The following is a 26914-nucleotide window of genomic DNA, read 5'->3' as shown; positions in this document are numbered from 1 at the left end:
TTAATATCGTCACCGTTGGTATGCAGCACAATATCAATTTATAGTTATCATCTAACATTTGAGAATAAATTATTTCCTAAAATAATTCACAATGCAATATTTAAAATAGTCATAGTAAAATGCACTAACTGACAAAGGGTAATATAAAACATATCTTTTTAGTAATTTAGGCTCATCCCAAATCCGATAGGCCCAGCGTAAATTTAGCTTATTAATTAATTTGGGATAGTAGTTAATGCCTTTCTTGCATGTCTGATGGAGAAAACCTCCGCAAGTAAAACCAATCCCCTGCCAACCTGCATATTTCAATTCGACTATAAAGTTCTCTTGATGTGGTGTTCCCATGCCAGCAATTACATATGTAGGGTTAATTTTTATAATATAGTCAATATATGCTAGTCGTTCCGTTTCATTTAGAAAGAAACCATGCCTTACATCAATGATTTTTATATTCTCAAAGCTCTCAGTTAATATAGCTTTTACCCTCATTGCGACACCTTCTTCGCTACCAATAAGGACCAATGTTTCATCATGCTCACTTGCATGATTAAATACAATTGGAGCTAATGATGTCATGTCAAAACTAACTCTTGATGCTTTAATTTTTATAGAGCGCATCATTTTTTCAAAAATTATCCCATCACAAAATATTGCATCTATATACTTAAATGAGTTAGTGTTTTTTCTAAAAACATAGTAAGAATAACAATTTAAAAATGTATATATTTTATTCTTTTTAGTTAAATTAATGCATACTTCTTCAGTGACTTTTTCTTTTATTATTTTTATGTTCTCTATATTCCATGACATAACATTTCAACCTTTTATAATTAATATAAAATAAATTTTGCAATGAATATGGTATAACTAATACAGTACAATATGTAAGTAATTTATTTACTGTCACTACTTCTTTTTTTAATTTCATTGCAGCTTTTAAACTGTATTTTTTATTATTATTTCTTGCTGCTTTTAAAACCACAAAATTATAATAAAATTCATTTATAGCCGATGGAGACATTCTATCTTCATTTTCGATCAACCAATTATACGAATAATCAAAAGACTCCCCTTTTAAGTTTGGTCTATCTTTCGAATTCCAAAATATTGCTGTTCCAACTGAATCAACAAACTCTATCTTTAACCCGCTGAATTCGAAAGACAAACATAAGTCGTAGTCTTGATGCCTTATATATTTTTCATTAAATCCATTATCATCAAAAAATGACCTTCTAACTGTTAAAGTCGAAGTTTGCATTAACTCTTTGGACGTAAATAGGTAATCACTGATATGCTCATTGTCTTTAATCGGTCTACTAGGAACTATTGACTCAAGTTTATTGTTAAAGTAAACAAGGGCTTTGTTATAGTACACATCAGACTCTGAGGATACTGCATTTGCTAGAGATATCAGTTTACCTGGCATAAAAATATCATCGGAATCAAGGAAGCTAACCCATTTTGTTTTTGCCAGTCTAGCCCCCTGATTTCTTGTCACTGCTGCATTGCTTTTGAAACTGTTATTAATCATCATTATCTTTGTAGAGTTCAGTTTTTCTACAGCCGCAATGATTTCATCTATGTTATCACTATAATCATCAACAATAATTATTGAATCTAACAGCTCTTCACTAAGTTCCTGGCTGAGGACACTCTCTAAAGCTCTGACTAATTCTGTCACTCTTTTAAAATTTGGAATGACGACAGTAAATTTACTATTATTCAATTTATTACTCCTTCCTCACTATCCTCTTGCCTTTTTTTCTTAAAATCACTATCAATACCAATAAATAAAATAAGTGACAAAGCCACGTATACATTATTTAATGAGGAAACGGATAGAGCTGTAGCGAGTAAGATCAAAATTACACAAATCTTGTGTTTTGTTTTAAATTTGTATAGATATACCCATATAGGGATAAGTAGCATGAAAAAACCAATTATGCCATGATCATAAATCACTCTAAGTAGAAATGAATGCAATATCACTGAATAGCATTCTCCATTTCCTGCATAACTAAATAACGACTCATAGTAAGCTAGATCATGGCATGAGCCTATTGATAGAGGAGTTATTGCCTCTGAACCTATAAAGAAACGCCACCAAGGCCAGTCAGAAACTGAGTAGATAAACTCTAATAAAAATCTATATCTATCAATAGACTCTAGTGATGAGCCTGATGTTAACCTCTCGCTAAATATGAAAAACACCAAAGAAAGAACTATTGGAATTAAAACCATATACAACATCTTTCGTATATCTAACTTCCTATCCATAGAAAATAAAATTGCTATCAGAAGTGCTGAAAATGAAGATCTTGAACCTGATATAAAGCATACAACAAGTATAATCATAGTATCAAGAATACCTAATTTCCCTCTTATTATATTCACTAGATAATATGTCAATATCAACATTATTAATTCAAAGTTATTTTCAATCAACAATGTTGGTCTTTCAACATTTAATAGGAACTTATCTGCACTGTACTTAATCAGGAATAATATAACTATAAATCTGTAAAATTTAACCACATTCTCTTCAGAAAACACTCGCCTCTTATAAAAAAAACCAAGCAGTATAAGATAATAATAAGACTTATAGGCCTGAATGAAATCTATTATATTTTTTTGCGTAACTAAAAGCACAAAAAATAGCGAGTACAGCAGATAAAAAAGTGATAACAATGAAAAGACAAGTGCTATTTGGTTAATCCCATACTTAAAAAAAGCAAGGAGAGCAGCTATGAAGAATATTATTTCCAGAAATCCGGTTTCAGGTATTATCAAGAAACCCGAGAGGTAAGTAGCCCCCAATAAGCATAACAACGTTATCGAGTATAATGAAAACCACTCACACCGATTTTTAGTTTCTAAATACATATTTTTTTATCTTCATAATTTATCTAATATTAATTAAAGTTTAGAATATTAATGGCGAGAACAACCTAAATGCTGAACTCGCCTTGAATGACTTTTATATCATGTAATAAACCTAATCTTTTGACTTGTATTCATAGTTATAATAGTCATAGCCATAGTTATAGTAATTAGCCGCCTTCCTCATAACAGCATTAAGAATCACGCCCTTAATTTCAATTCCATTTTGCTCAAATCGTCTAAAACTAACCTCCACCTCTTTAGGGCTATTCAACTCAAATCTAGCAACCATTAATGATGTTCCAGCGTGCTTACCGATAATTGCCGCATCTGTAACTGCAAGAATCGGAGGGGTATCAACCAAGACTAAATCATAATTCTTTGATGCCCAGTCCAATGTAGCTGTAAATCTTGAGTGCATCAGTAGTTCTGAAGGATTTGGTGGGATTTGACCCCGAGGAAGAAAATCGAATCCCTCATGCTTGGTTTTCTGAATGACCTTTGATAAATCTAGTCTACCCGCAAGAACATCAGATAGCCCTATCTTACCCTCTACACCAAGTAGCTCATGCGCGTAACCCTTTCGCATGTCACTATCAATAAATAAAACCTTTTGTCCACTTTGGGCAATTACTGCGGCCAAGTTGGCGCTAATGAACGTTTTCCCTATCCCAGGACTAGCACCTGAAATCATTAGAATATTATTCTTTGACTCCATCATTGCAAAGTGCAAACTCGTACGTAAACTACGTATTGCTTCTATGGCTAGATCCGCTGGATTACCAAATGCTAATAGTGAGTTAGAGTCTGTATTAATCTTCCTTCCTTTATGCTTGCTGACAAACTCCAAATCTCTCTTTCTCTGCCATTCAGATAATGGAACACTTGCATAAACATTAATACCCAAAGATTCTAACTGTTCAGGACTTTCAATTCCTCTATGTAAGAAAGAGCGTGTAAGTATATAACCTATAGACAAGACTCCACCGAAGATAACGCTTAGGATAAGAATAATTATTTTTTTCGGTTGAACTGGAGTAGGCTGAGTTATTGCATGGTCGATTATTCTTACATTACCTACAGTACTAGCCTTCGAAATACTTAACTCTTGCTCTTTATTCAACAGCTGCATGTATACTTCTTGCCCTGACTGAACATCACGGCTAAGGCGTAGTATTTCCTGTTGTGTTTTGGGCATTGAGCTAACACGTTTATTTAGTTTTTCACGTTGATCTTCTAAGGTCTGCCTTTTTTCTAAAAGAGCCCGATAAGATGGGTGTTCCTTTGTATACAGCTTTGATATTTCGGCTTCTTTAAATGTCAACTCATTTAATTGCGTATCGACTGATACTATAGAATCTAAAACAGACTTTGCTTCTAAAGATAGATCAACAGAGTCGTTCTGTTGTCTATATTTATTTAACGTATTCTCTGCAGAATCAAGTGCATTTCTAACTTTGGGAAGCTGCTCTCGCAAGAAATCAAGACTACGAGCATCTTCTTCAGATTTTCTTTCAACATTTTGTTCTAGATAGTTTTTAGTAATTCTATCCAATATCTTTTGTATTTTGATAGGATTTTCGCCAGTTAATGTTAATCCTAGCACCCCTGTATTTTTTCCCTTATCTGCAACATCAAACTGCTTTAGCAATAAATTGATTGCTTCTAACTCTGTATTTTTACTGATATCAAATACAGTTCCTGGCTTTGCATCAATATCGCTGACCAAAATAGAAAAACCATTTTTGCTGAGTATACTTCCAACTTTGCCTTCAGCAAAATTACTACCATCCCTGGTTATTGTATATTCATTATTCTCACCTACGTTTAAACTCAACGTAGGATCTGCTGCCCAAGACTCCGGCAATTCCAGCCTCGACACAACAATCCTAGCTTGATCTCGTTTCATTAACCGAGCCAGCCCTTTCCCAATAATTGGAAAGTGTCGTTCTTCTATTACTGTCCGTAAATTTAAGTCATCAACTGTTTTACTTAAAATCATTCTTGACTTTAGCAGTTCAATTTCAGGCGCTGATTCTGGCTGCCCACTTGGAAGCATCTGATTAATATTATTCAGTAATGAATTACCAACACTTTGTTCAACTTGGACCATAGCATCTGCACGGTAAACTGGCGATGCAAAAAGACTGTACAAAATACCAATTGTTAAGAATGTTGCGGTAACACCAATAATTAGCCATTTATTATCAACCAATTCACCAATTAGGCGTCTTACGTCAATTTCATCAGATTTTTCATTTCTAATATTATTTGCTTTATTTTTTTCTAACATTTGAAGTCCTGGCTAGCTATCTGCTTAGTGCTTTAGCCCATTTTTGGGCTGATTCATCAAGAAGTTGGTACACAAACTCAAAAGATTCTCGACTTTGGCGATATGGGTCTGCAATTTCTCGTTGGTTCAGCCAATGACCAAAAAGCATAGTTTTACCCCGAACCTCTGGAGCTAATCTGCATACGCCATCGATATGACCTTTCTCCATAACTAGTATTAAGTCATATTCTCGACACATCTTGCCAGTGAGTTGTTTTCCCTGATGCCCTTCAAGAGAGAGTGAATGGTTTTTAGCAACATCAGTTGCTGTCGCATCTGCCGGTTTACCAACCAAAGCGCCTAGTCCAGCGGAAGATATTTCTTTATCTGGCAATACCTGTTTTAGCAAACGCTCCCCCGTGGGGGAACGGCAAATATTACCTACACAAACCACTAGAATAGAATTAAACATATTGCCATCCTACATAATCACTACTATGGCCAGTTACGTACACGCAATGCACCTTCGCTTAAGTTGTTAAACCCACTTATTGTAGGCACTAACTGCATAATCAAACGGTTCCAACGCGCAACAGGCGCTGTAGTAACATAAACTATATCATACGGCTGTAATTGGAATTCTGTACCCATTACCAAAGCCGTCGCGTCAGAGGCATTTAGCTGATAAATGCTGGCAAGCTTGCTACCTTCAGTACCCCGTAGTGGGCGAATAACAAAAATCCCAGTTGCATCCGATACCGTCTGGTCCATACCTTGAGCATTGCCTAAGGCTTCTGTCAACGTCATGCCACTGCGATCCATCTTCAGCGTAGTTTGCTGCTTGACTTCACCCATCACGAAAACTTTCAGATCGTCATTACGCGGAACATAAAGAATATCACCTGGATAAAGCAGATGGTTCTGCATCAGGTCACCCTTCTGCATTAGTGCCTGAAGCGATATACGCTGCTCTTCGCCATTGTGTGTTAACACCACGTTTCGCCAGTCAGCATTTTCTGCAAGCCCACCTGCTGCGTTGATTGCATCCATCACGGTTAACGGCACATTGGTAATCGGCTGTTGGCCTGATTTTGCCACCTCGCCCGTCACATACGCTTTTTGCGAACGGAAGGCCGCAATGCTTACATCTACCTGCGGGCTTTCAATATATTGAGCAAGACGTCCTGCGATATCATTTCGCACTTGGCTAGCAGTTTTTCCTGCTACTTTCACCTTGCCAATATATGGGTAGAAGATAGTCCCATCTGCATTCACCCAGTTACCTGTGTCACTGGCGCTACGGTACTGGCCTGCGGGAGTGGTTAGCTCAGGATGATCCCAAACAGTCACCATCAGCACATCACCCACACCAATGCGGTATTCATAACTTTGCAGGTCACGTTCCAAGGCTGGGTTGTTCTGCGCGACAACGGGTTTTGGACGCATTTTGTCAACCAAACTCGGCGTCATTGGGTAAATATTCACCAACTTGTCCAAGTCAAAATTGTTATCTTCCTGCTTAACAACGTTTTTCCCGCTACTAGAGAGGTGTGAGCCAGGTACTACGGTACAACCGCTGATCACACTGATTGATACCAGGAGCGGTATCAGCTTCCATTGTTTCTTTGCCATCGAATTTTCATCACTTTCAAAGTAAGTAAACTTGCAACGCTAAACACCTGGCCAACCATGGCCGCTTGGGGGTGGTGCTTAGCAAAATTTTTTGTTTGCGCTATGTACGGCAGTCCTGCGATACATGCATGAAAGCACTCATTGAGCAAACGTTGAGTCTGAGTTTGCTAAGATGTCTCTCAAACTCGAAGTGACTGGCGCATGCACCAGGAGTGTTTTCATGTGCGAACGAACGCGGGTAAGTCAAAAGGCCCGCTGAGATTTCCGCAGGCCTCTAACTATAAAGATTTTTCCGCTCTTTTTCAGTACAAATTACTACAGTTTTAGCTGCTCGGCCCATTCGCGGAAGGCTTTGCCCTGCGTGGGGTGGCGTAAGCCATAGGTCACAAAGGCTTGGAGATAGCCTAGTTTTTCACCGCAGTTAAACGATTCCCCCACCAGTTCCATCGCTTCTACCGTCTGTTGTTTCATCAGGTCAGCAATCGCATCAGTCAGTTGAATTCGGCCCCAGGCACCTGGCTGAGTTTTTTCCAAAATCGGCCAGATGTCGGCAGAGAGCACATAGCGGCCAACAGCAGAATAATTGGATTTCAGTTTCACTTCACGGCTTGGCTTCTCAATGATCGACGTCATGCGTGAGCTTTCCCCTGGTTGCAGGGTCGTGGTCTCACATTCTGCCACCGAGTAGTCATACAGCACGTTTTCATCCGCAGGCTGCACCAGTACCTGGCTCAGCCCATTCTCTTCGAAGCGGGCAATCATATGCGCCAGGTTGTCTTTGTGCATATCCGCCTTGGCGTCATCCAGCAGCACGTCCGGCAGCACCACCACGAAAGGTGAATCACCTACCAGTGGTTTGGCACACAGTACCGCATGCCCCAATCCTTTCGGTTGCCCTTGGCGGATGTGCATCAGGGTTACGCCCTTCGGCGTGATGGATTTAACTTCATCCAGCAGCTGACGCTTCACGCGCGCTTCAAGCATCGCCTCAAGCTCATAAGACGTATCGAAATGGTTTTCGATCGCGTTCTTGGAGGAGTGGGTAACCAGAATGATTTCCTTGATCCCGGCAGCCACGCATTCGTTGACGATATATTGGATCAACGGCTTATCAACGATCGGCAGCATCTCTTTCGGGATCGCCTTGGTCGCAGGCAACATGCGCATACCCAGACCAGCAACAGGAATGACGGCTTTCAACTTCATCGACATAGTGTTCCTCTTAAAATCTCGTGGTCGTGCTAACCGGCTCAGGCAATTACTTGCTGTTCAGGGTCTGTTTCATCCACTGGGTGAAGTTTTCGCCTTCGGAAGGATGGCGCAGGGCATACTGGACAAACGCCTTCATATAGCCCAGTTTGTCACCGCAGTCGTGGGATTTGCCGCTCATATGGAAAGCTTCTACCGTTTCCTGCTCCATCAACATGGCAATAGCGTCGGTCAGTTGGATTTCATCACCAGCACCCGGGGGAGTTTTCTCTAACAATGGCCAGATATCGGCAGAGAGAACATAGCGCCCTACTACGGCCAGGTTAGAAGGTGCATCTTCCCGTGCAGGCTTCTCTACCACCGCAGTCATTGGCGTACTTGCACCAGCGGCTAACGCCACGCCGCCGCAATCGACCACACCGTATTTGGAAACGTCCTCTTCCGGTACTGGCTCAACCATAATCTGGCTAAAGCCGGTTTGCTCAAAACGCTGGATCATTTTGGCCAGGTTTTCTTTCTGCAGATCGGCAGTAGAGTCATCCAATAACACGTCTGGCAACAGCACCACAAATGGGTTATCCCCAATCATTGGTTGAGCACATAACACCGCATGCCCCAATCCCTTGGCTTGCCCTTGACGTACCTGCATCACCGTTACATCTGGCGGGCAGATACTTTGAACTTCGGCAAGCAGTTGGCGTTTTACCCGAGCTTCCAACGTCGCTTCCAGCTCAAAGGAAGTATCAAAGTGGTTTTCGATCGCGTTTTTCGATGAGTGCGTAACCAGTACGATATCCTTGATACCCGCCGCAACGCATTCACTCACGATGTACTGAATCAATGGCTTATCGACCACAGGCAGCATTTCTTTAGGGATCGCCTTGGTTGCAGGCAGCATACGGGTGCCCAAACCTGCTACTGGGATAACGGCCTTCAATCTTTTTTGCATAAATTTCTTCCACCGACAAATAACAAGTAAGTGTAACAGAGCCAGGATAAGTGGTAGAGCCTTACGTTCAAATGAATTTTTAACTATAAAAATCAATTAATTAAAATATTAAAGTGACGTTTTAGGCACGCTACCGCCCTTGGCTTGCAGCTACCAATGCACTGTAGACAATGTTTGAACTGACGAGCGTGCAGCCGACTCCACGCTCGTAGATGAACCTGAGGTTCTGTTCAGAATTTAATGAGAGGCAAGTCGCAGAGTAAGGAAAAGGCAGTGCCTTCCTGGCCAAGTGGTCAGTCTTGCTATCATTTATAGGATGCTAAGATTCTTATACTATTGACCCAGTGAAACAAGTCTTAGTGGCTGCATTAAGACCTTTTCAGAATAAGACTACTAGGGATACTCGATTTTTAAGATTTTACTCGTTTAGCTAATTTACAACAAATTGATTATAAAGATAATTATCTAAGTGCAGGATTTATAAGCAGCTATTTGTTCCCTGTTTTCTGCTATCAGCCCCCTTATTGACCAGATCCTAACGCTGTTTAATTATTCTACTGGCATAGATTACCCGCACCTCGTGCGGATTTAGTGTTGAAATCCCCTCCCTCAGCGTCCATCATTCTCAAAGCGGCATAAGCCGTCGAACTAAAAGGTGAAATTAGGCGTATGGAATGGATCGCAGATCCAACAATTTGGGCCGGCTTGGCCACCCTGGTTGTACTGGAAATCGTACTGGGCATTGACAACCTGATCTTTATCGCCATTTTGGCGGAAAAATTACCTAAGAAACAACGTGATAAAGCCCGCATTGTCGGTCTTTTACTGGCGCTGGTGATGCGCCTGTTGCTGCTGGCCTCGATATCCTGGCTAGCCACCCTGACCAAACCGCTGTTTGTGGCCATGGGGCACGCTTTCAGTGGCCGCGACCTGATAATGCTGGTCGGGGGTATCTTCCTGCTGTTTAAAGCTACTATGGAGCTGAACGAGCGGCTGGAGGGTAAAGACGAGGAACACCATGGGACACGCAAAGGTGCGCGTTTCTGGCCAGTGGTCGCGCAGATTGTGGTACTGGATGCCGTCTTCTCGCTGGATTCGGTGATCACCGCAGTCGGGATGGTCGATCATCTGGCCGTGATGATGATCGCGGTGTGTATCGCCATTGGTTTGATGTTGCTGGCCAGCAAACCGCTCACGCGCTTTGTGAATGCTCATCCCACCATTGTTATTCTGTGTCTCAGCTTCTTGCTGATGATTGGTTTCAGCCTGGTGGCAGAAGGCTTTGGCTATGCCATTCCGAAGGGCTATCTCTACGCAGCGATCGGTTTCTCGGTGATGATCGAAGCCTTGAATCAGTTTGCCCAGTTTAACCGCCGCCGTTTCCTTTCCAAGGTGCGGCCTTTGCGTGAGCGTACCGCAGAAGCCGTATTGCGCATGTTAAGCGGCAAGCATGAAGAGGCCGAGATCGACAGCCATTCGGCACATCTGCTGGCAGACAGCTATAACGAGAATGGTGAAATCTTCAACCAGCAGGAACGCCATATGATCGAGCGGGTGCTGGGCATGGCACAGCGTACCGTCAGCAGTATCATGACTTCGCGGCACGATGTGGAATACCTTGGGCTTAACGGCCCGCTGGATAAATTGACGCAGCTGTTGGAGAAAAACCAGCATACGCGCATCGTGGTAACCGAAAATAGCGCCAGCGATGAGCCATTAGGGGTGATCCACACCATTGATGTGCTGAAACAGCAGTTGCAGCAATCACCGCTGGATCTGCGGGCCTTGGTGCGCCAGCCACTGATCTTCCCGGAGCAGTTAACGCTGCTGTCTGCGTTGGAGCAGTTCCGCCAGGCCAAAACCCACTTTGCGTTTGTGGTGGATGAGTTTGGTTCGGTCGAAGGGGTGGTGACGTTAACCGACGTGATGGAAACCATCGCCGGTAATCTGCCAGAGGCCGATGAAGAGGTGGATGCACGCCATGATATCCAGCAAACCAGCGAAGGTTGCTGGATTGCCAATGGCCATATGCCGCTGGAAGATCTGGTGCTGTATGTGCCACTGCCGATAGAAGAAAAGCGGGAATATCATACCTTGGCAGGCTTGCTGATGGAGCATTGCCAGCGCATTCCACGCGAAGGTGAGCAACTGAAGATTGGCGACTATCTGTTTGAACCGTTGGAAATCAGTAGCCACCGCATCGTGAAGGTGAAGATCACGCCGTTAGTGACACCTAACGAAGAGGACGAAGAGTAAATCTTTACTGGGCACCCACTTGAGGTGCCCAGCATTGATGTCAAACGGGCACAGCATGCCTACATAGCTTACAGGTGCACTGGCACCAGCAACTCCGTCGCCACAATCACCACCACCAGCCCGACAATCACCGGTACCGAGGTACGTTTCACTACTTCGAACGGTGAGATTTTTGCCATACCAGAAACCGCTACCACTACGCCAGAAACCGGCGAGAGCGTACGGCCCAGGTTGGAAGCTTGCAGCATCGGGATCACCAGGTAAGCCGGGTTAACCCCCATCTGTGCCGCCAGTTTCGGGATCAGCTCAACAAACGCATAGAACGGCGCATTACCAGAGCCGGTCGTCATCGCCGCCAGCATGGTGATCACCACCAGCACCAACATCATGATGATACCGCCGGTGCCAAACGACTGTGCCAGACTGATCAAGCCGCTGATGAAGCCAACGGTGCTCAAGCCTTGGGCAAACACCCCAGCTGCCACCAACAGCATCACCACGCTGGCAAACGCATCGGCCATGCCACGGTAAGCCACTTCTAAACCGGCGAACACCGTTTTGGCATTGAAGCTGCGGATAAACTCGATCACCGCAGCCATGAACATACAAATCACCAATACGGTAATGATGTGCAGCTCCGGCCCCCATTTACCATCAAAGACCAGTACCCCCAGGATCGGGGTAAACGGCAAGATGGCGTAAAAACCGGGCGCATTGGTAGTGATTTCACTCACGTCCATGATGTGGTGCTGTTCGTTGGCTTTACGGTCGAGATAGCGTTGCCAGAAGAAGTGGGCAATCGCCATACAGATAATGGCAGCGATAGAGATCGGCAGCGTGGTTTTGAAGGCGAAATCCACCAGCGGCATTTCGGCCGCCTTGGCGGCCAGCACCACATCACCCGAAGTAGGCGAAAGGATAATGGCTGCAGGAGAAGCACAGATAGCTGCCGCCGCACCGCGGCTGATCCCCACGTTAACCATCAGCGGGAACAGCGTTGCCATCAATAGCACGCCAAGCCCTGTCGCCGAAGAGACGGCCAGTGACATCAGGCAGGCAACAAAGTAGGCCGCAATCATCAGTAAATAGGGGGAATTGATCATCTGCAATGGACGGGACGCCAGCTTGACCACCACGTCATTGGCGCCAATGTGCGTCATGTAAGCGGCGAAGCCACACAGCATCATGATCATCATGCCGAGATCGCCACCGCGGCTCATCAGCAGGATTTTGACATATTCGAAAATATCGGTGGCGCGCCACCCGGTCGACGTCGCACTCGCGGGCAGCAGATTTTTGCCCATAAAGGCACTCACCGCCAGCAGCACCAGGCCGCCAACCATTAACACCCCAGTGGCAGAATAGCCCTTGATGATGTAACGGCCAACGAACACCGCTACCAAGGCTCCAATCAGAAGTTCCATTATTATTCCTCGATTTAATTATTTTACTTCAGCTCATCGCCCGATAGCAGCCGATTGACGCCACACTCTGCCGAAAAGCACTACAAGATATTATGACATTCATCAATGTTACAGGGGGAAACTATCAACAAATCGTGAAATTCCCAGCCAGGTCGCTTTGGCGATAACCTTCCACCGGGCGGGTAGATGTCGGAAGCCGCAGCCAGACAGCCCAGAGCAAGCAAACTGACCATCAAACAGGAAAATAATTGATTTAATTTCAATAAATTAAATGACTCATCTCTCCCCTATCTTACATACAGCCGACATAACATTGTGATCATGATCTGAATTTGTAGAATCTTTACGTCAGATGTTAACGATGTGTGAGTTTGATCAAACAAATGTTTTCTCCAGTTTGGTTATATGATCGCCAATGTTCACGTTGTCATTTTCAGCAAAGAGTTTAAATTTATTATCAACATAATGAAAAATATAACTTAAATAAATATTAACCTTTTTATTTCTCTAAAAATGACAACGTCAACATTGGTTTCGTATCGCTATCTAGCATGATAATGGAGAGGAAAATGAGTCAGTTACCCGAAAAGATGAGCGCGGTAGTTTGTCATGGCCCGCAGGATTACCGGTTTGAACAAGTCCCTACCCCGCTACCTAAAGCCAAAGAGCTGGTGATCAAGGTCGAAGGCTGCGGGATCTGTGCCGGCGATTGTAAATGTAAAAACGGTGCCCAGATGTTTTGGGGTGAAAACCCTTGGGTAAAACCACCGGTCGTGCCCGGCCACGAATTTTACGGCCGCATTGTTGCCATGGGAGAAGGCACAGAGCAGAAGTACAAGATCGGCGAACGCGTCATTGCCGAGCAGATCGTGCCTTGCTGGGAGTGCCGTTACTGTAAGTCCGGCAGCTATTGGATGTGTGAGACGCACAATATCTACGGCTTCCAAAAGGATGTTGCCGAAGGGGGAATGTCGGAATATATGCGTTTTTCCGCCAACGCCATCGTGCACAAGATCCCGGAAAGCCTCAGTCATGAAGATGCCGTGCTGATCGAGCCGATGGCCTGTGCCATCCACACCGTTGCCCGTGGGGATATCCAGTTAGACGACGTCGTAGTGCTGGCCGGTGCCGGGCCGTTGGGACTGTGTATGGTACAGGTAGCCAAGCTGAAGACGCCGAAAAAGCTGATCGTGATTGACGCCATCGACGAACGCTTGGAGCTGGCAAAAGCCTTCGGTGCCGACGTGGTCATCAACCCGCTCAAGGAAGATGCCGATAAAATCGTCAAGGCGTTAACCGACGGCTACGGCTGTGATGTTTACATCGAAGCAACCGGCGCACCGATTGGGGTTACCCAAGGATTGCAGATGATCCGTAAGCTTGGCCGCTTTGTCGAGTTCAGCGTGTTTGGTAAGGAAACCACCGTAGACTGGTCAATCATCGGCGATCGCAAAGAGTTGGATATTCGCGGTGCGCACCTGGCACCTTATAGCTATGAAATTGCCATCGATCTTTTTGAACGGGGTCTGGTGACCTCCAAAGGCGTGGTGACCCACAGTTATTCATTAAAAGAATGGGATCAGGCATTCGCCTTGGCCGATTCAACGGATTCCATCAAGGTTATTTTAGTCCCTTAATATTGAGTGATTAGTTTTAAGCAAACAATGATAACGCCCTTTGATGGCGAGGCCGACTTCTGGCCGATAACGACCTAATTATTATAAATAACACTGAAAGAAAAATACCGCCCCTACAACAGGAGAATAAACTATGTTTTCATTATTCAAGAAAACCTTACCCGTGATGCTCGCCGGCGGCATGCTGCTGGCCAGCCAATCGGCATTAGCTAAACAGATCACCATTGGCGTTTCATTCCAGGAAATGAATAACGACTATTTTGTCTCCATGAAACAGGCATTAGAGCAGGCCGCCGGTGATATTGGCGCCAAACTGTATATTGCGGATGCCCATCATGACGTCTCAAAGCAGATAAATGATGTGGAAGATATGCTGCAAAAGAAAGTCGATATTTTACTGATTAACCCGACAGATTCGGTTGGCGTGCAGTCGGCGGTGATCTCGGCCCACAAGGCCGGGGCGGTGGTCGTGGCGATCGATGCCCAGGCCGAAGGCCCGTTGGATTCCTTTGTCGGTTCGGAAAACTATGATGCCGGTTTCCAGGCGGGTGAATACCTGGCCAAATCCCTGGGCAACAAAGGCAAAGTGGCGATCCTGGACGGTATCCCGGTGGTGCCGATCCTGGAACGCGTCCGTGGTTTTGAAGACGCCATTAAAAAGCACCCGGAAATGAAGATTGTCACCAAGCAGAACGGTAAGCAAGAGCGTGATACCGCACTGACTGTGACCGAAAACATGCTGCAATCGACTCCCGACCTGGCCGGTATCTTTAGCGTCAACGACGTAGGTGCCCTGGGCGCATTGGCAGCCATTGAGAGTAACGGTGCCAAGGTCAAATTGGTCAGCGTCGATGGCCAGCCTGAAGCGATTAAGGAGATCCTGAAACCGAACTCACCGTTTATCGCCACCTCCGCGCAGTTCCCACGCGACCAGGCACGTATTGCCTTGGGGATTGCTCTGGCCCGCTACTGGGGTGCCAACGTACCAAGCACCATTCCGGTGAAAGTGAAGCTGATCGACAGCAGCAACGCCAAAGGCTTTAGCTGGTAAACGCCCGGCCTCGAGTTTGATGACCACGCGGCAATGCTGCTGAATGTGTAGTTTGCCTCAAACCAACGCATTGATTATCAAAGCGGGCGCAGAATACGGCGCCCCTACAACACAACGAGCCGGTTGAGGTTTGTACCCGACCTATTGATTTCGCAACGGTAGGTATAAAACCCGGAGGAGTTAACCGTGACGGCGTTATTAGAATTAAAACAGATCAAGAAGTCCTTTCCGGGCGTGAAGGCGTTGGACGGTATTGACCTCACCATTCAACACGGCCAAATACACGCCTTGCTTGGGGAAAACGGAGCCGGTAAATCGACGTTGGTGAAAATCCTGTGTGGTATTCACCAACCGGATTCGGGCGAAATAATCATGGAGGGCACCAGCCGCCAGTTTGATAATTATCGGCAGGCCATTAACGCCGGAGTGGGGATCATATTTCAGGAATTCTCGCTTATTCCTTATATGAATGCCCTGGACAATATTTTCCTCAATCGGGAAATCAAGAACCACTGGGGATTATTAGACCGTAAAGCCATGCGAAAAAAAGCCGAGGCTATTTTCAAACGGCTGACGGTGAATATCGATCTGGATTGCCCAGTGGCGCAGCTGAGCGTGGCGCAGCAACAGTTTGTCGAGATTGCCAAGGCGCTGTCGCTCGACGCCCGCGTGCTGGTGCTGGATGAGCCTACCGCTACCCTGACGCCAGGTGAAGCCGATCACCTGTTCAGCGTAATGAACGATTTGAAACTGCTGGGCGTCGGCATGATTTTCATCTCGCACCACCTGGATGAAATCTTCACCATCTGCGACCAGATCACCGTCTTGCGCGACGGCACCTATGTGCAAACGCTGCCCACGGCCGATACCAACGTGGATGAACTGGTGAAGCTGATGGTCGGGCGCAAAATCGAAAATGCCTTCCCGGTGAAGTCGCACCCTGTTGATACCTCGGTTCGCCTGCTGGAAGCCAGCATTCAGCGCACCAAGCATCAGCAGGAAGATCGCTTCCACCTGTTCAAAGGCGAGATCCTGGGATTTGCCGGATTAGTGGGCTCGGGCCGTACAGAGACGGTCTCCGCATTGATCGGTGCCAGCGCATGCTATCGCAAGCAGGTCACCCTTGGCGGGCAACCAACCACCCTGCGGAACCCGGCTTTGGCATTGAAGCAAGGCATTGGCTTGCTGCCGGAAAGCCGTAAAACCGAGGGGCTGGTGCTGCCCTTTTCCGTGGCGCAGAACATCACCCTCAACCGCCATGAGCGGTTCGGCAAGATATTCGTTAACGCCCGCAAGGACGACGATATCGTTCAGCGCCTGATCCGCGCGGTAGGCGTGAAAACCCCGGACGCGGATACCGCCGTCAGCACCCTGAGCGGCGGTAACCAACAAAAAGTGGTCATCGCCCGCTGGCTGAACAATGACTGCAACATCCTTATTTTTGATGAGCCTACCCGTGGCATTGACGTCGGCGCCAAATCCGAAATCTATCAGCTGATGCAACAGCTCACGCAGAAAGGCATTTCTATCATCATGATTTCATCCGAGTTACCGGAAATCATCGGCGTTTGCGACCGCGTGCTGGTGTTCCGTGGCGGCCACATTGTTGCCGAATTGGCAGGGGATGAAATCGAGTCTCATAACATCATGCTTCATGCAACCGGGAGTGCATTATGATCGGAATTGAACAATCCCCACCTACCCACGCGGCCCAGAAGCAGAGCCTCGGCAAACGCTGGGAGAAGTTGCTGCACCACCCCGCGATGCTGCCTTTTATCGGCTTCGCCATTCTGTTCCTGCTGATGAGCGGGCTTAATGACAGCTTCCTGACGGTCAACAACCTGACCAACGTGGCACGCCAGGTGTCGATCAACGCCATTATTGCGGTGGGCATGACCTGCGCAATCCTGACTGGGGGCATCGATCTCTCGGTCGGGCCGGTGATGGCCCTGTCCGGTTCCATTGCGGCTGGCTTGATGCTGGGAGGGATCCCTATTCCTCTGGCGATGGTCGCCGCGTTGGCGATCGGCGCCCTGTTTGGCTTGGCCAACGGTGCCTGCATTGCCTATCTGCGCATGCCACCGATTATCGTCACCCTGGCCTCAATGGGTATCGCCCGTGGTTTGGCACTGCTGTACACCGGCGGCTACCCGATTTCTGGCTTGCCGGACATGTTCTCCTTCTTCGGCCGCGGTTCCGTACTGGGTATTCAAGTACCGGTGCTGATCATGGTTGGCGTTTATATTCTGGCCTACCTGATGCTTAACCATCTGCCGTTTGGCCGCTATGTCTACGCCATTGGCGGCAACGAAGAGGCTGCGCGCCTGAGCGGTATTCGCGTACCTCGCTACAAAGTCCTGGTGTATGTGGTGAGTGGAACGACCGCCGCACTGGCTGGGTTGGTACTCACTTCACGCCTGATGAGCGGGCAGCCCAACGCCGGTGAAGGTTTTGAGCTGGATGCCATCGCCGCCGTAGTGCTTGGTGGGGCCGCCATCTCTGGTGGCAGAGGTGCCATTATCGGCACGCTGGTGGGCGCCATGATGCTTGGCGTATTGAATAACGGCCTCAACCTGATGAGCGTGTCGCCTTACATCCAGAACGTGGTCAAGGGCGGCATTATCCTCGCCGCTATCTACCTCAGTTCCAGCCGCCGTAAATAAGCTAGGGAGAACCGATATGGGATATTTTCTGGGCATTGATATTGGCGGCACGCTGATCAAGGCGGGTCTATACCGGGCTAACGGTGAGGAAATTGCCGTAGCGGAGTGTGATGGGGAAACCGTTTCCCCGCAGCCCAATTTCTCTGAGCGCGAGATGGAGGTTTTGTGGTGTGACCTTTGCCAAACCATTCGCCAGGTACTCAGCATCACGGATATAACCGGCGAGCGAGTGCGTGGCGTGAGCTTCTCATCACACGGCAAAGGGCTATATGCCATTGATAAAAAGGGCCAGCCGGTCCGCAACGGCATTGTTTCTTCGGATACTCGTGCCGGGGCGATGGTGGTTGAGTTACAGCAGCAAGGTATCGAAGCCGTCACCTACCCGCGTAGCCTGCAACCCATCTGGAACAGCCATCCGGCAGTGTTGTTACGTTGGTTGAAACAGCATGAGCCCGCGCAATATGAGGCGATTGATCGGGTGCTGATGGCCCATGACTACCTGCGCTTTCGCCTGACGGGTGAAGCGACGGCGGAGATCACCAACATCTCCGGCAGCAACCTGTTCAACCAGCAAACGGCCGACTACGACCCTGCATTGATGGCAGCATTCGGCATTGAGGAAGTGGCCGATAAAACCGCGCCGCTGCTAGGTTCCGCCGAGCTTGCCGGGCAAGTGACCGCCACTGCCGCTGCCCAATGCGGATTACCCGCAGGAACGGCGGTGTATGGCGGCCTGTTTGATGTGGTTGGTGCGGCCTTATGCTCGGGAGTGGTCGACGATCGTACACTGAGTGCCGTAGCGGGTACCTGGTCGATTGCCACCTGTGTGACGGAAGACCTCCTCCCCTCCTCCCATCCCTTTGCCTGGGGGCGTTATTGCATGGAGGGCCGCTATTTTGTTCACGAAGGCAGCCCAACCTCGGCGAGTAATCTGGCCTGGTTCTTACGGCAGTTTTGCGACAACGACCATCAGCGCTATGCGCAGTTCAACCGTTGGGTACAAGAACGCAGCAAGCAACCGAGCGACATCACATTCCTGCCCTATCTGTTCGGCTCCAACCTCGGTAGCAATCTGCCGGGCGGGCTGATTGGCCTGAGCGGGCACCATGACATGGCCGATATCGTGCACGCGATCTATCAGGGCATCGTGTTCTCTCATCTGGTTCATCAGGATCGCCTCGTGGCGCTGAATCCGCGCGTAGAGCGTATTCGCATGACCGGCGGCCCGACGCAGTCCGACGTCTGGATGCAGATGTTTGCCAACGCCGGTAATTTGCCGCTGGAGGTGGTGGACATCCAGCAAAGCGGCTGCCGGGCTGCGGCGATCTGTGCCGCCGTTGGTGCCGGGGAGTACAGCAGCTTTACCGAGGCCGTGCAGGTCATTCAGCCTGAAGTACACACCTATTATCCCGACGCGGCGGCTAACCGACGCTTACGCGATCGCTTTGCGGGCTACCTGAATATCGCCCAAGCATTAAGTGAGGCCAACCAGCATGCAAACCACTAATACCGTATCACTTGGGCTGTACGAAAAAGCCTTGCCAGCGGATCTTGATTGGGCACAACGCCTGGGTATCGCCAGCGAGTTGGGTTTCCAGTTTATGGAGATCTCCATTGATGAGCAGCCGGAACGCCAACAGCGCCTGGACTGGGATCGTCAGCAGCGGCTGGCGCTGATAAACGCGCGTTTTGACAGCGGTATTACGGTGCCCAGCATGTGTTTATCCGCCCATCGTCGTTATCCGTTTGGCAGCCATGATGCCGCCATCCGCCAGCAGGCGCGCACGTTGATGCAAAAGGCGTTGGATTTCGCCGTCGACGTCGGGATCAGGAATATTCAGCTAGCGGGGTATGACGTCTATTACGAAACGGCCGATCGCCATACACGCCAGCGTTTTATCGAAGGTATGCAATGGGCGGTAGAGCTGGCGGCCAAGGCACAGGTGATGCTGTCCGTGGAGATCATGGATACCACCTTTATCAACAGCATCAGCAAATGGCGCGAGTTTGCCCGGCAGATTGCAAGCCCGTGGTTTACCGTCTATCCCGATATCGGCAACCTCAGCGCCTGGGGCAATGACGTTGATTTTGAGCTGGAGCAAGGCATCGACAAGATCACCGCCATCCATTTAAAAGACACCTTACCGGTGCTGCCTGGCACCACAGGGCAATTCCGCGATGTGCCTTTCGGCAGCGGCTGCGTGGACTTTGCCCATACGTTTGGCGTGTTAAAACGGCTCAACTATCGCGGCCCATTCCTGCTGGAAATGTGGACGCGCAACGATGGCCAGGATATCCAGCATATCACCCAGGCCAAGAGCTGGATCGAGCAGCAGATGAAACAGGGAGGCATCACATGTTAAGCGAGTTGAAGCAGCAGGTTTTGGCGGCCAATCTCAGCCTGCCGGGTTATGGTTTGGTGACCTTTACCTGGGGTAACGTGTCGGCGATCGATCGCCAACAGGGGCTGGTGGTGATCAAACCTTCGGGGATCGCCTATGAGGTGATGACGGTAGACGATCTGGTGGTGGTGGATTTGGACGGTGTGATCCAGGAAGGGCAGCGTAAACCGTCCTCGGATACCGATACCCATTTGGCGCTGTATCGCGCCTTTCCCGAGATTGGCGGCATCGTCCATACCCACAGCCGTAATGCCACCATCTGGGCACAGGCTGGCCAGGCGATCCCGGCTCTGGGCACCACCCATGCCGACTATTTTTATGGTGACATTCCCTGTACCCGCCCCATGCGTGAGGACGAGATTGCTGGCGACTATGAGCGGGAAACCGGCCAGGTGATTATCGAGACGTTCCAACAGACGAAGCGCGATCCGCAACAGGTGCCGGGGGTGTTGGTCTATTCTCATGGGCCGTTCGCCTGGGGAAAAACGGCGGCGGATGCGGTGCATAATGCGGTGGTGATGGAGGAAGTGGCGGCAATGGCGATGGCCACGCGGCAATTGACTCCGACGATCCCGCCCATGCAACCCGCGCTGTTGGATAAGCACTTTTTACGCAAGCACGGTAAAAATGCTTACTATGGGCAGTAACAGGATGCGATTAACCTGATAATTCAGCGAATTACCCCTCACCCTAACCCTCTCCCACAGGGAGAGGGGACCGATCGAGTTCGTTGATTGCCCTGAGTAAGACCTTGCCTTTCTTGTTTTTACTCCCTACTTTCCGAAGCTACGCGGGCTACGTATGTGCACCGTACAGCTCCCTCTCCCTGTGGGAGAGGGTTGGGGTGAGGGGCCATCACTCGACAAGCAACATCCCGGTAAAAAATTCCCGTCTTAATGGTTGATCGCTGTGATTATTTTTAATCGCATTAAACAATAACTCCGCCGCGATTTCCCCTAACACCTGCGTATCGTGATAAACCCCGGCAATATGCTGCCCATAATCCCGCGCCTTGGGCGGTTCATCGATCGAGAAGAATTTCACCCGATGGTAAATACCCAGCTGATGGCATAAAGAAATAGCACCCAGCGTGATAATACCGTTGAGGCCCACGATATAATCCGGCTGATGCCGTTCATCGGCAAGATATTCTTTCACCCGTGCCTCTTGTGAAATAAAATCATAGTCGCCATTGATAATGGTGATTTTACTCCCCTTCTCCTCCAGAGCATCAATAATCCCCTGGGTTCGCGCCAAGGTAATTTCCGAGTCGGCCGGACCACCCAGGATCAGGATATTACTTTCCGGCTGCTCGGCCAGATATTTCCCGGCCAGTTTGCCAATCTCTTGGTTGTTGAGGAAAACGCCACTAAGCTGTTGATTATAAATGTCTCTGTCGATCAGGATCAGCGGAGTGTGATAGCGTTCGGCCTGATCAAGGTAGGCGGGTTGATAGTGCCGATCGTCGCGTACGGCAGAGAGCAAGATGCCCCGAGCCTTATAACCGAACAGCGCCTGTACCGCCTGCATTTCAGCCTCTTCACTGCCGTCGGTATCAAACAGCATAATCTGATAGCCCTGCATGCGGGCAATACGCGATACGGTTTGGATCAGGTTGGAATAAAAAGGGTTATACATGCTACTGGTAACAATGCCGATAATTTGGCTGCTGCTTTTCTTTAATCCCTGAGCGAAAGCATTGGGAACATAATTAAGCTCTTTGGCAATAGCGTGAATTTTCTCGAGCGTTTCAGACTTGACCAGTTCGGGTTTATTAAAAGCACGGGAGACAGTGATATTGGTCACGTTGGCTCGGCGGGCAATATCCACAATGGTGGCATTAGAATTCGCTTTTGACACCGTCAATCCTTGCTTTATTCATTAACAGATCCCTTATTGTAGGGAAGCCATCAGCAGTATGCCAGATGAATATCAAAGGTATTGATTTTGTCGCTCGGGTGGCAAACCCGCGCTCATCCAACCTAAAGAGAGCGCGGGCAGTGTTTGATAAGGTCTACAGCTTATCGAGCAGTTTTTTCAGATCCTGGCCATCCTGGGACCCTTTATTCTTCTCCGCCCACTTGTTCAAGGCGTCTTTGGCACGATCCTGCAGCTTTTTACGCAATAGCTGATCGACCTGCAGTTGATAATTGAGCTGATCCCAAGGGCCATAGACGCGCAGAGGGATCGGCGTTTCGCGCAGTTGTGCGATTAACGCATTGTTGCCCTGCCAACCTCCCGTGACCAGAACGTTCATGGTTAAATCGCACTGTTTGCCAGGCATATTGAGCGTACCGCTGCCGGTCAGGTTCATCACCGGTGATTCTGCCTGTAACTCGCTGAGCGTGATCTGCCCCTTGCTCAAGCTGGCCTTGGCGCTCATTTGTTGCACCGCGGTGTAGCGCTGGTTGTTATCCTCACCACGCACGCTACTGTCATTACGCGCCACGGCTTGCTGGATAAGCTGTTGAATATTCAGGCCATGAAGCTGCGCATTCTGCATGGACAACTCCGCCGTTCCTTGCCAACGATGTTCGAAAGCCTTGGCATTGAGGCGGTCGCCGCTCAAATCGCCCTGCATGTTGAACGTGCCGGTCAGCGCCAATGGCATGTCGAAGGCCTTGAGAACCTCACCCAACTCAATGTGCCGTAACTGCGGCTGCAGTTTAATCAGCGGCTTATCAGTTCGCGCATCCATCGAACCAGGCAGGGAGAAATCACCGCCGGCCAACTTACCAGACAGCGTAGCCACCGTCATTAATCCCTGTTGGTTGCTTACCTGCACCGCCAGCTGATTAATCGACATCCCACGGTAGGTAACCTGGTCCGCCTTCAGCTTGAGCTGCGCGTTGAAGTCACGTAACACCTGTAAATTCTGTTGTGGGTCGTCCGCCTGATTGGCGATCACCGGGGATGCGGTCACCGGCTGCGGCAACTTCTCCTCATCAGGGGTTTTTGTCTGCCAGCCCGAGAGCGCATCCAGATTGAGTTGTGTGGCACTGAGATCCAGGGTGTAAGCCGGCACGGGGCCGAACTGCGCGCTAGCACTCCCCATCAACTGGCTATCATTGGCACTGAGCATCAGTTGGCTCAAGAGAATCTGCTGCGAAGCCTGCTGATAAACCGCCTGTACGCTCCCTTCCCCCTTGATGGCACCGGCAAGAATATCTGCGCCCTCAAGCTGGTAGCTAAACTGCGTGACCTGCGCACCTATCTGGCGGGGAAACTGTTGTAGATCGAGATTAGCCGCCAGCTTGAAGCTCAGATCGCGTTGGTCGCGATTCACCCGACTGGAAAGCTCGATCTGCGCCTGATGCTTTTCATTCTGCTGCAGGGTTAAATTGATATCGCGAACGTTAATCTGCTCGTTGTTGGCTCGTTGCCAGATCAGCAGGCTGTCCACCACCCGCAGGTTGTCGATATCAAATTTCCACAGGGAGCCCGAGCCATCATCCGCCTGGTTACCACCGGGGGCGATAGGGGCATCGGGCTGGTTTTGCTCTGCGCTGTCGGGGGTCAGGCGGATAACGGCATTTTTCAGCATCACCTGCTTAACGTAAAGCTGGTGGGAAAGGAGCGGCAGCAGTTTGACATCCAGACGCATATTATCTGCGCTGACCGCCGGAGCCGCTGCCCCTGGCGCCGTCAGCGTCATTCGCCCGGCAAGAATGCTCAACTGCGGCCAGACGTGCCAACGAAGGTCGCCTTCCAGCGTCAGATGATAGCCACTGCTCTGCTCAACCTTCTTGATCATATAGCCGCGGAAATCATTCGGATTAACCAACAGCACCAAGGCAGACATCCCCGCCACCAGCACCACCAGCAAAATCACCAAAGTCGTCAGTAGTCTTCTCATGCCATCCTCGTGTCAGCGTAATACCGGTTCGCTGTTAATCCTTGTCAATACGACTGGCCACGGCCCCTTGCTGATCCCTGTATTTCGCGTCCTGGCGGCTATTGTATGGCCGTGACGCAGGCCCGGAAAGCGGTTCAAAACTCAGCGCACCGATCAACATGCCAGGGCGTAGTGCCAACGGCAGCTTACCTGAATTATAGAACTCCAGCACAATACAGCCTTGCCAGCCTGGATCGATACGGTGTGCGGTAACGTGCACCATCAATCCCAGGCGGGCTAACGAAGAGCGGCCATCGAGCCAGCCAACCAGATCGTTGGGGATGGTGACCGACTCCAGCGTCACCGCCAGCGCCAGTTCACCCGGATGGAGGAAGAAAGCTTCGCCTTCCGGCAGCACGATTTCATCGCTCATTACGCGGTCGAGGGCGGCACTCACTTCATCCTTTGGGCCACTGAGATCGATAAACGCAGCGGTATGGCCACGGAACACGCGGAACTGATTGCCCAGACGGACATCCACTGTGGCCCCGTTAATGCGCTCAATGGGAGGACGCGGTGAAATCACCAGTTTTCCGTTATCCAGCCAGGCTTCGATATCGCGGTCGCACAGTCTCATTATTTTCTCCATTCCATCAAGGCGCATAAACTTATACGAAAATTGCCACACAACGGGCTTAAGGTCTATGTCGGGACTCAAATAGTTCGTTAAAGGCCAGCAAAAACAGGCTGGCCTGTTAATGACTTATTCAAAGAATTGGCTGATTTTTGCCTTCAGGATATCTATCGCGATACGGTTTTTACCCCCGCGCGGTACGATAATATCGGCGTATTGCTTTGAAGGCTCAATAAACTGCAGGAACATTGGGCGGACGGTTTTCTGGTACTGCGCCATCACGGAATCCATGGAGCGGCCACGCTCATTCACGTCGCGCTTCATACGGCGCATCAGGCAAATATCCAGTGGGGTATCGACAAAAATCGAGAAGTTCATTTCCTGGCGCAGACGGATATCCGTCAATAACAGAATCCCTTCCAGGATGATGACTTTCTTGGGCTCGAGATGGATCGTCTCTTTCTTACGCGTATGTTCGGTGTAGCTATACAGCGGCAGCTCAATCGCCTGGCCGGATTTCAGCATTTGCAGATGCTGGAACAGCAGGTTGTGATCCATGGCGCTGGGGTGGTCATAGTTGGTTTTGACCCGCTCTTCCATGGTCAGGTGCGTCTGGTCTTTGTAGTAACTGTCTTCCGGGATCACACCGATATGTTGATCGCCAACCTGATCGCGGAGTTCGCGGTATAACGTACTGGCAATAAGGCTTTTTCCGGAGGCTGATGCGCCAGCTATACCAATAATGACGCACTGATGCGACTTGTCAGTCATAAAATTAAAGACCTGATTTCATATGTGGGGAAAGGGGGTATAAAACAGGTCAATTATAGGGAGTTAGTGCTCTCGGCGCCAGCGTTTAGACGGTAAGGCGGGAGATTATCCCCACAAACCGGCGTAATTGACATACAGAGTATCTTTTGCCGGGGGATTTAAGATTTTTTACGCTACTGCAAATCGGCGACTCAGGGTACAATTCACGCCATCATCAAGACCGTCTTCGATCCTATTTCTTAGAGTAAAACCATACATGAACTGGCATTTCCTGACATTCTTTGGTGACAGCATGCTGCTGCTGCCCTGCGCAGCCATCGTCTTTATTATTTTACTCCTGTCGCCTACCAGCAGAAAACCGACCTGGCAATGGATGCTGCTGTTTGGCGGCGTGGGTGCCGTTGTTTGCGTATCGAAGCTGGCGTTTATGGGCTGGGGTATCGGCAGCAGCCACTGGGATTTTACCGGGTTCAGCGGCCACTCGGCCCTGTCTGCCAGTATCTGGCCGGTGTTGCTGTGGTTGCTCTGTGGGCGTTTCTCGTCGCCGGTCAGGCGCATCGCGGTGATCGTCGGCTATCTGTTGGCCGCCGCGGTAGGGTATTCACGTTTAGTGATACACGCCCATTCCACTTCTGAGGTGATCACCGGCCTGGCACTCGGCTTTATTGTCAGCAGCACCTTCTTAATGCTGCAACGTGGCACGCAACCACCACGGCTATCCTACCGCAAAATTGCCGTTACGCTGGCTCTGCCCCTGGTCCTGATCAACTCCGGCACTGCAGCACCGACCCAGGGGTTACTGGAAAGGATTGCCGTGACTATTGCGCCGGTAGAAAAACCTTTTGTGCGGGCTGATTTGCACAAAAAACCACAGGTTTCAGCACCTCAGAGTCGTTAATGACCCCTCACCCTAACCCTCTCCCACAGGGAGAGGGGACAGAACGTGCCACAACGTTAATTACTACATCTAACCTCAACATCCGTCAAATACGTTTGCCACAGATTGACTCCTGTACCTCAACGCATCTCCATACTGCTCCCTCTCCTTTTTGGAAAGCGGGGACATAACGTGCCACAACGTTAATTACTACATCTAACCTCAACATCCGTCGAATACGTTTGCCACAGATTGACTCCTGTACCTCAACGCATCTCCATACTGCTCCCTCTCCCTGTGGGAGTGTACAGACCGGGGACATCATGAACACTTGTTCGGGGACATGGTAGACACTTACAACATAGGTATGAGTACTTCTGAGTGGAGTTGCTTATGCCGTGGGATGAGAGATCTGCCATGTC

General features: G+C 48.9%; 22 protein-coding genes. 9 read left to right on the top strand and 13 right to left on the bottom strand.

Going from position 1 to position 26914, the window contains the following annotated elements:
- Nucleotides 1-69: 69 nt before the first annotated feature.
- The 8 genes from ACMV5H_RS20595 to galU (ACMV5H_RS20560) form a co-directional block, all read right to left on the bottom strand.
- Entirely contained in the window at nucleotides 70-810 is a 741-nt protein-coding gene (locus tag ACMV5H_RS20595) for a WecB/TagA/CpsF family glycosyltransferase (protein ID WP_414822364.1), read from the bottom strand.
- Entirely contained in the window at nucleotides 761-1726 is a 966-nt protein-coding gene (locus tag ACMV5H_RS20590) for a glycosyltransferase family 2 protein (RefSeq protein ID WP_414822363.1), read from the bottom strand. The genes ACMV5H_RS20595 and ACMV5H_RS20590 overlap by 50 nt, the downstream gene beginning before the upstream one ends.
- Nucleotides 1723-2883: a hypothetical protein gene (locus ACMV5H_RS20585; protein ID WP_414822362.1), complete on the bottom strand. Its 1161-nt coding sequence runs from the start codon at nucleotides 2881-2883 to the stop codon at nucleotides 1723-1725. The genes ACMV5H_RS20590 and ACMV5H_RS20585 overlap by 4 nt, the downstream gene beginning before the upstream one ends.
- A gap of 112 nt (nucleotides 2884-2995) precedes the next feature.
- On the bottom strand, nucleotides 2996-5173 hold the full coding sequence (gene wzc / locus ACMV5H_RS20580; RefSeq protein ID WP_414822361.1) for a tyrosine-protein kinase Wzc: 2178 nt from the start codon (nucleotides 5171-5173) through the stop codon (nucleotides 2996-2998).
- A gap of 16 nt (nucleotides 5174-5189) precedes the next feature.
- Nucleotides 5190-5624 (bottom strand): protein tyrosine phosphatase, encoded by a 435-nt coding sequence (locus ACMV5H_RS20575; protein ID WP_414822360.1) that lies wholly within the window; start codon nucleotides 5622-5624, stop codon nucleotides 5190-5192.
- 23 nt (nucleotides 5625-5647) lie between these two features.
- Nucleotides 5648-6784 carry a polysaccharide export protein gene (locus ACMV5H_RS20570; protein ID WP_414822359.1) on the bottom strand — a complete coding sequence of 379 codons (1137 nt, stop codon included), beginning with the start codon at nucleotides 6782-6784 and terminating at the stop codon, nucleotides 5648-5650.
- Between the two features lie 315 nt (nucleotides 6785-7099).
- A complete protein-coding gene (galU, locus tag ACMV5H_RS20565) occupies nucleotides 7100-7996 on the bottom strand; it encodes a UTP--glucose-1-phosphate uridylyltransferase GalU (RefSeq protein ID WP_280922726.1) in 897 nt (298 codons plus the stop codon).
- A gap of 46 nt (nucleotides 7997-8042) precedes the next feature.
- A complete protein-coding gene (galU, locus tag ACMV5H_RS20560) occupies nucleotides 8043-8942 on the bottom strand; it encodes a UTP--glucose-1-phosphate uridylyltransferase GalU (RefSeq protein WP_021180603.1) in 900 nt (299 codons plus the stop codon).
- A 669-nt stretch (nucleotides 8943-9611) separates the two neighbouring features.
- Between galU (ACMV5H_RS20560) and ACMV5H_RS20555 the strand changes: the two genes are divergently transcribed.
- A complete protein-coding gene (locus tag ACMV5H_RS20555; RefSeq protein ID WP_071680823.1) occupies nucleotides 9612-11198 on the top strand; it encodes a TerC family protein in 1587 nt (528 codons plus the stop codon).
- Nucleotides 11199-11266: 68 nt separating this feature from the next.
- Here ACMV5H_RS20555 and dcuC read toward each other — a convergent pair whose 3' ends face one another.
- Nucleotides 11267-12625 carry an anaerobic C4-dicarboxylate transporter DcuC gene (dcuC, locus tag ACMV5H_RS20550; protein WP_094982915.1) on the bottom strand — a complete coding sequence of 453 codons (1359 nt, stop codon included), beginning with the start codon at nucleotides 12623-12625 and terminating at the stop codon, nucleotides 11267-11269.
- Nucleotides 12626-13191: 566 nt separating this feature from the next.
- Between dcuC and ACMV5H_RS20545 the strand changes: the two genes are divergently transcribed.
- From ACMV5H_RS20545 to araD, 7 genes are all read left to right on the top strand, one after another.
- Nucleotides 13192-14259 carry a zinc-binding dehydrogenase gene (locus ACMV5H_RS20545; RefSeq protein WP_024484881.1) on the top strand — a complete coding sequence of 356 codons (1068 nt, stop codon included), beginning with the start codon at nucleotides 13192-13194 and terminating at the stop codon, nucleotides 14257-14259.
- Nucleotides 14260-14392: 133 nt separating this feature from the next.
- A complete protein-coding gene (locus ACMV5H_RS20540) occupies nucleotides 14393-15310 on the top strand; it encodes an ABC transporter substrate-binding protein (RefSeq protein ID WP_021180599.1) in 918 nt (305 codons plus the stop codon).
- A 186-nt stretch (nucleotides 15311-15496) separates the two neighbouring features.
- Nucleotides 15497-16987 (top strand): sugar ABC transporter ATP-binding protein, encoded by a 1491-nt coding sequence (locus tag ACMV5H_RS20535; RefSeq protein WP_414822358.1) that lies wholly within the window; start codon nucleotides 15497-15499, stop codon nucleotides 16985-16987.
- On the top strand, nucleotides 16984-17973 hold the full coding sequence (locus tag ACMV5H_RS20530; protein WP_021805043.1) for an ABC transporter permease: 990 nt from the start codon (nucleotides 16984-16986) through the stop codon (nucleotides 17971-17973). The genes ACMV5H_RS20535 and ACMV5H_RS20530 overlap by 4 nt, the downstream gene beginning before the upstream one ends.
- Before the next feature lie 16 nt (nucleotides 17974-17989).
- Entirely contained in the window at nucleotides 17990-19480 is a 1491-nt protein-coding gene (locus ACMV5H_RS20525; protein ID WP_414822357.1) for an FGGY-family carbohydrate kinase, read from the top strand.
- On the top strand, nucleotides 19467-20336 hold the full coding sequence (locus tag ACMV5H_RS20520) for an L-ribulose-5-phosphate 3-epimerase (RefSeq protein ID WP_414822356.1): 870 nt from the start codon (nucleotides 19467-19469) through the stop codon (nucleotides 20334-20336). Before ACMV5H_RS20525 ends, ACMV5H_RS20520 begins: the two co-directional genes overlap by 14 nt.
- Nucleotides 20330-21022, top strand: a complete 693-nt coding sequence (araD, locus tag ACMV5H_RS20515; protein ID WP_021805046.1) for an L-ribulose-5-phosphate 4-epimerase — start codon at nucleotides 20330-20332, stop codon at nucleotides 21020-21022. Before ACMV5H_RS20520 ends, araD begins: the two co-directional genes overlap by 7 nt.
- Before the next feature lie 208 nt (nucleotides 21023-21230).
- On the opposite strand, the gene ACMV5H_RS20510 is transcribed toward araD, so the two are convergent.
- The 4 genes from ACMV5H_RS20510 to udk form a co-directional block, all read right to left on the bottom strand.
- Nucleotides 21231-22235: a LacI family DNA-binding transcriptional regulator gene (locus ACMV5H_RS20510; protein ID WP_059200312.1), complete on the bottom strand. Its 1005-nt coding sequence runs from the start codon at nucleotides 22233-22235 to the stop codon at nucleotides 21231-21233.
- A gap of 154 nt (nucleotides 22236-22389) precedes the next feature.
- Entirely contained in the window at nucleotides 22390-24231 is a 1842-nt protein-coding gene (asmA, locus tag ACMV5H_RS20505) for an outer membrane assembly protein AsmA (RefSeq protein ID WP_414822355.1), read from the bottom strand.
- A gap of 34 nt (nucleotides 24232-24265) precedes the next feature.
- The gene (dcd, locus tag ACMV5H_RS20500; protein WP_021805049.1) at nucleotides 24266-24847 is read right to left on the bottom strand and encodes a dCTP deaminase; all 582 of its coding nucleotides are present in this window, start codon (nucleotides 24845-24847) and stop codon (nucleotides 24266-24268) included.
- Between the two features lie 126 nt (nucleotides 24848-24973).
- Nucleotides 24974-25615, bottom strand: a complete 642-nt coding sequence (udk, locus tag ACMV5H_RS20495) for a uridine kinase (protein ID WP_021180590.1) — start codon at nucleotides 25613-25615, stop codon at nucleotides 24974-24976.
- A 256-nt stretch (nucleotides 25616-25871) separates the two neighbouring features.
- Between udk and ACMV5H_RS20490 the strand changes: the two genes are divergently transcribed.
- Nucleotides 25872-26513 (top strand): phosphatase PAP2 family protein, encoded by a 642-nt coding sequence (locus ACMV5H_RS20490; RefSeq protein WP_115159870.1) that lies wholly within the window; start codon nucleotides 25872-25874, stop codon nucleotides 26511-26513.
- The last annotated feature ends 401 nt before the right edge of the window (nucleotides 26514-26914 follow it).

Origin of the sequence: Serratia sp. N21D137 (assembly GCF_047530005.1) — a bacterium.
Taxonomy (GTDB): Bacteria; Pseudomonadota; Gammaproteobacteria; order Enterobacterales; family Enterobacteriaceae; genus Chania; species Chania fonticola_B.
Note: the sequence above shows the minus strand (reverse complement) of the source record. Positions and strands in the feature narration are given on the sequence as shown.

Coding starts and splice junctions, on each gene's coding strand:
- ACMV5H_RS20595 (WP_414822364.1), bottom strand. CDS start 810: ATGTCATGGAATATAGAGAACATAAAAATAATAAAAGAAAAAGTCACT.
- ACMV5H_RS20585 (WP_414822362.1), bottom strand. CDS start 2,883: ATGTATTTAGAAACTAAAAATCGGTGTGAGTGGTTTTCATTATACTCG.
- wzc (WP_414822361.1), bottom strand. CDS start 5,173: ATGTTAGAAAAAAATAAAGCAAATAATATTAGAAATGAAAAATCTGAT.
- ACMV5H_RS20575 (WP_414822360.1), bottom strand. CDS start 5,624: ATGTTTAATTCTATTCTAGTGGTTTGTGTAGGTAATATTTGCCGTTCC.
- ACMV5H_RS20570 (WP_414822359.1), bottom strand. CDS start 6,784: ATGGCAAAGAAACAATGGAAGCTGATACCGCTCCTGGTATCAATCAGT.
- galU (WP_280922726.1), bottom strand. CDS start 7,996: ATGTCGATGAAGTTGAAAGCCGTCATTCCTGTTGCTGGTCTGGGTATG.
- galU (WP_021180603.1), bottom strand. CDS start 8,942: ATGCAAAAAAGATTGAAGGCCGTTATCCCAGTAGCAGGTTTGGGCACC.
- ACMV5H_RS20555 (WP_071680823.1), top strand. CDS start 9,612: ATGGAATGGATCGCAGATCCAACAATTTGGGCCGGCTTGGCCACCCTG.
- ACMV5H_RS20545 (WP_024484881.1), top strand. CDS start 13,192: ATGAGTCAGTTACCCGAAAAGATGAGCGCGGTAGTTTGTCATGGCCCG.
- ACMV5H_RS20540 (WP_021180599.1), top strand. CDS start 14,393: ATGTTTTCATTATTCAAGAAAACCTTACCCGTGATGCTCGCCGGCGGC.
- ACMV5H_RS20530 (WP_021805043.1), top strand. CDS start 16,984: ATGATCGGAATTGAACAATCCCCACCTACCCACGCGGCCCAGAAGCAG.
- ACMV5H_RS20525 (WP_414822357.1), top strand. CDS start 17,990: ATGGGATATTTTCTGGGCATTGATATTGGCGGCACGCTGATCAAGGCG.
- ACMV5H_RS20520 (WP_414822356.1), top strand. CDS start 19,467: ATGCAAACCACTAATACCGTATCACTTGGGCTGTACGAAAAAGCCTTG.
- araD (WP_021805046.1), top strand. CDS start 20,330: ATGTTAAGCGAGTTGAAGCAGCAGGTTTTGGCGGCCAATCTCAGCCTG.
- asmA (WP_414822355.1), bottom strand. CDS start 24,231: ATGAGAAGACTACTGACGACTTTGGTGATTTTGCTGGTGGTGCTGGTG.
- dcd (WP_021805049.1), bottom strand. CDS start 24,847: ATGAGACTGTGCGACCGCGATATCGAAGCCTGGCTGGATAACGGAAAA.
- udk (WP_021180590.1), bottom strand. CDS start 25,615: ATGACTGACAAGTCGCATCAGTGCGTCATTATTGGTATAGCTGGCGCA.
- ACMV5H_RS20490 (WP_115159870.1), top strand. CDS start 25,872: ATGAACTGGCATTTCCTGACATTCTTTGGTGACAGCATGCTGCTGCTG.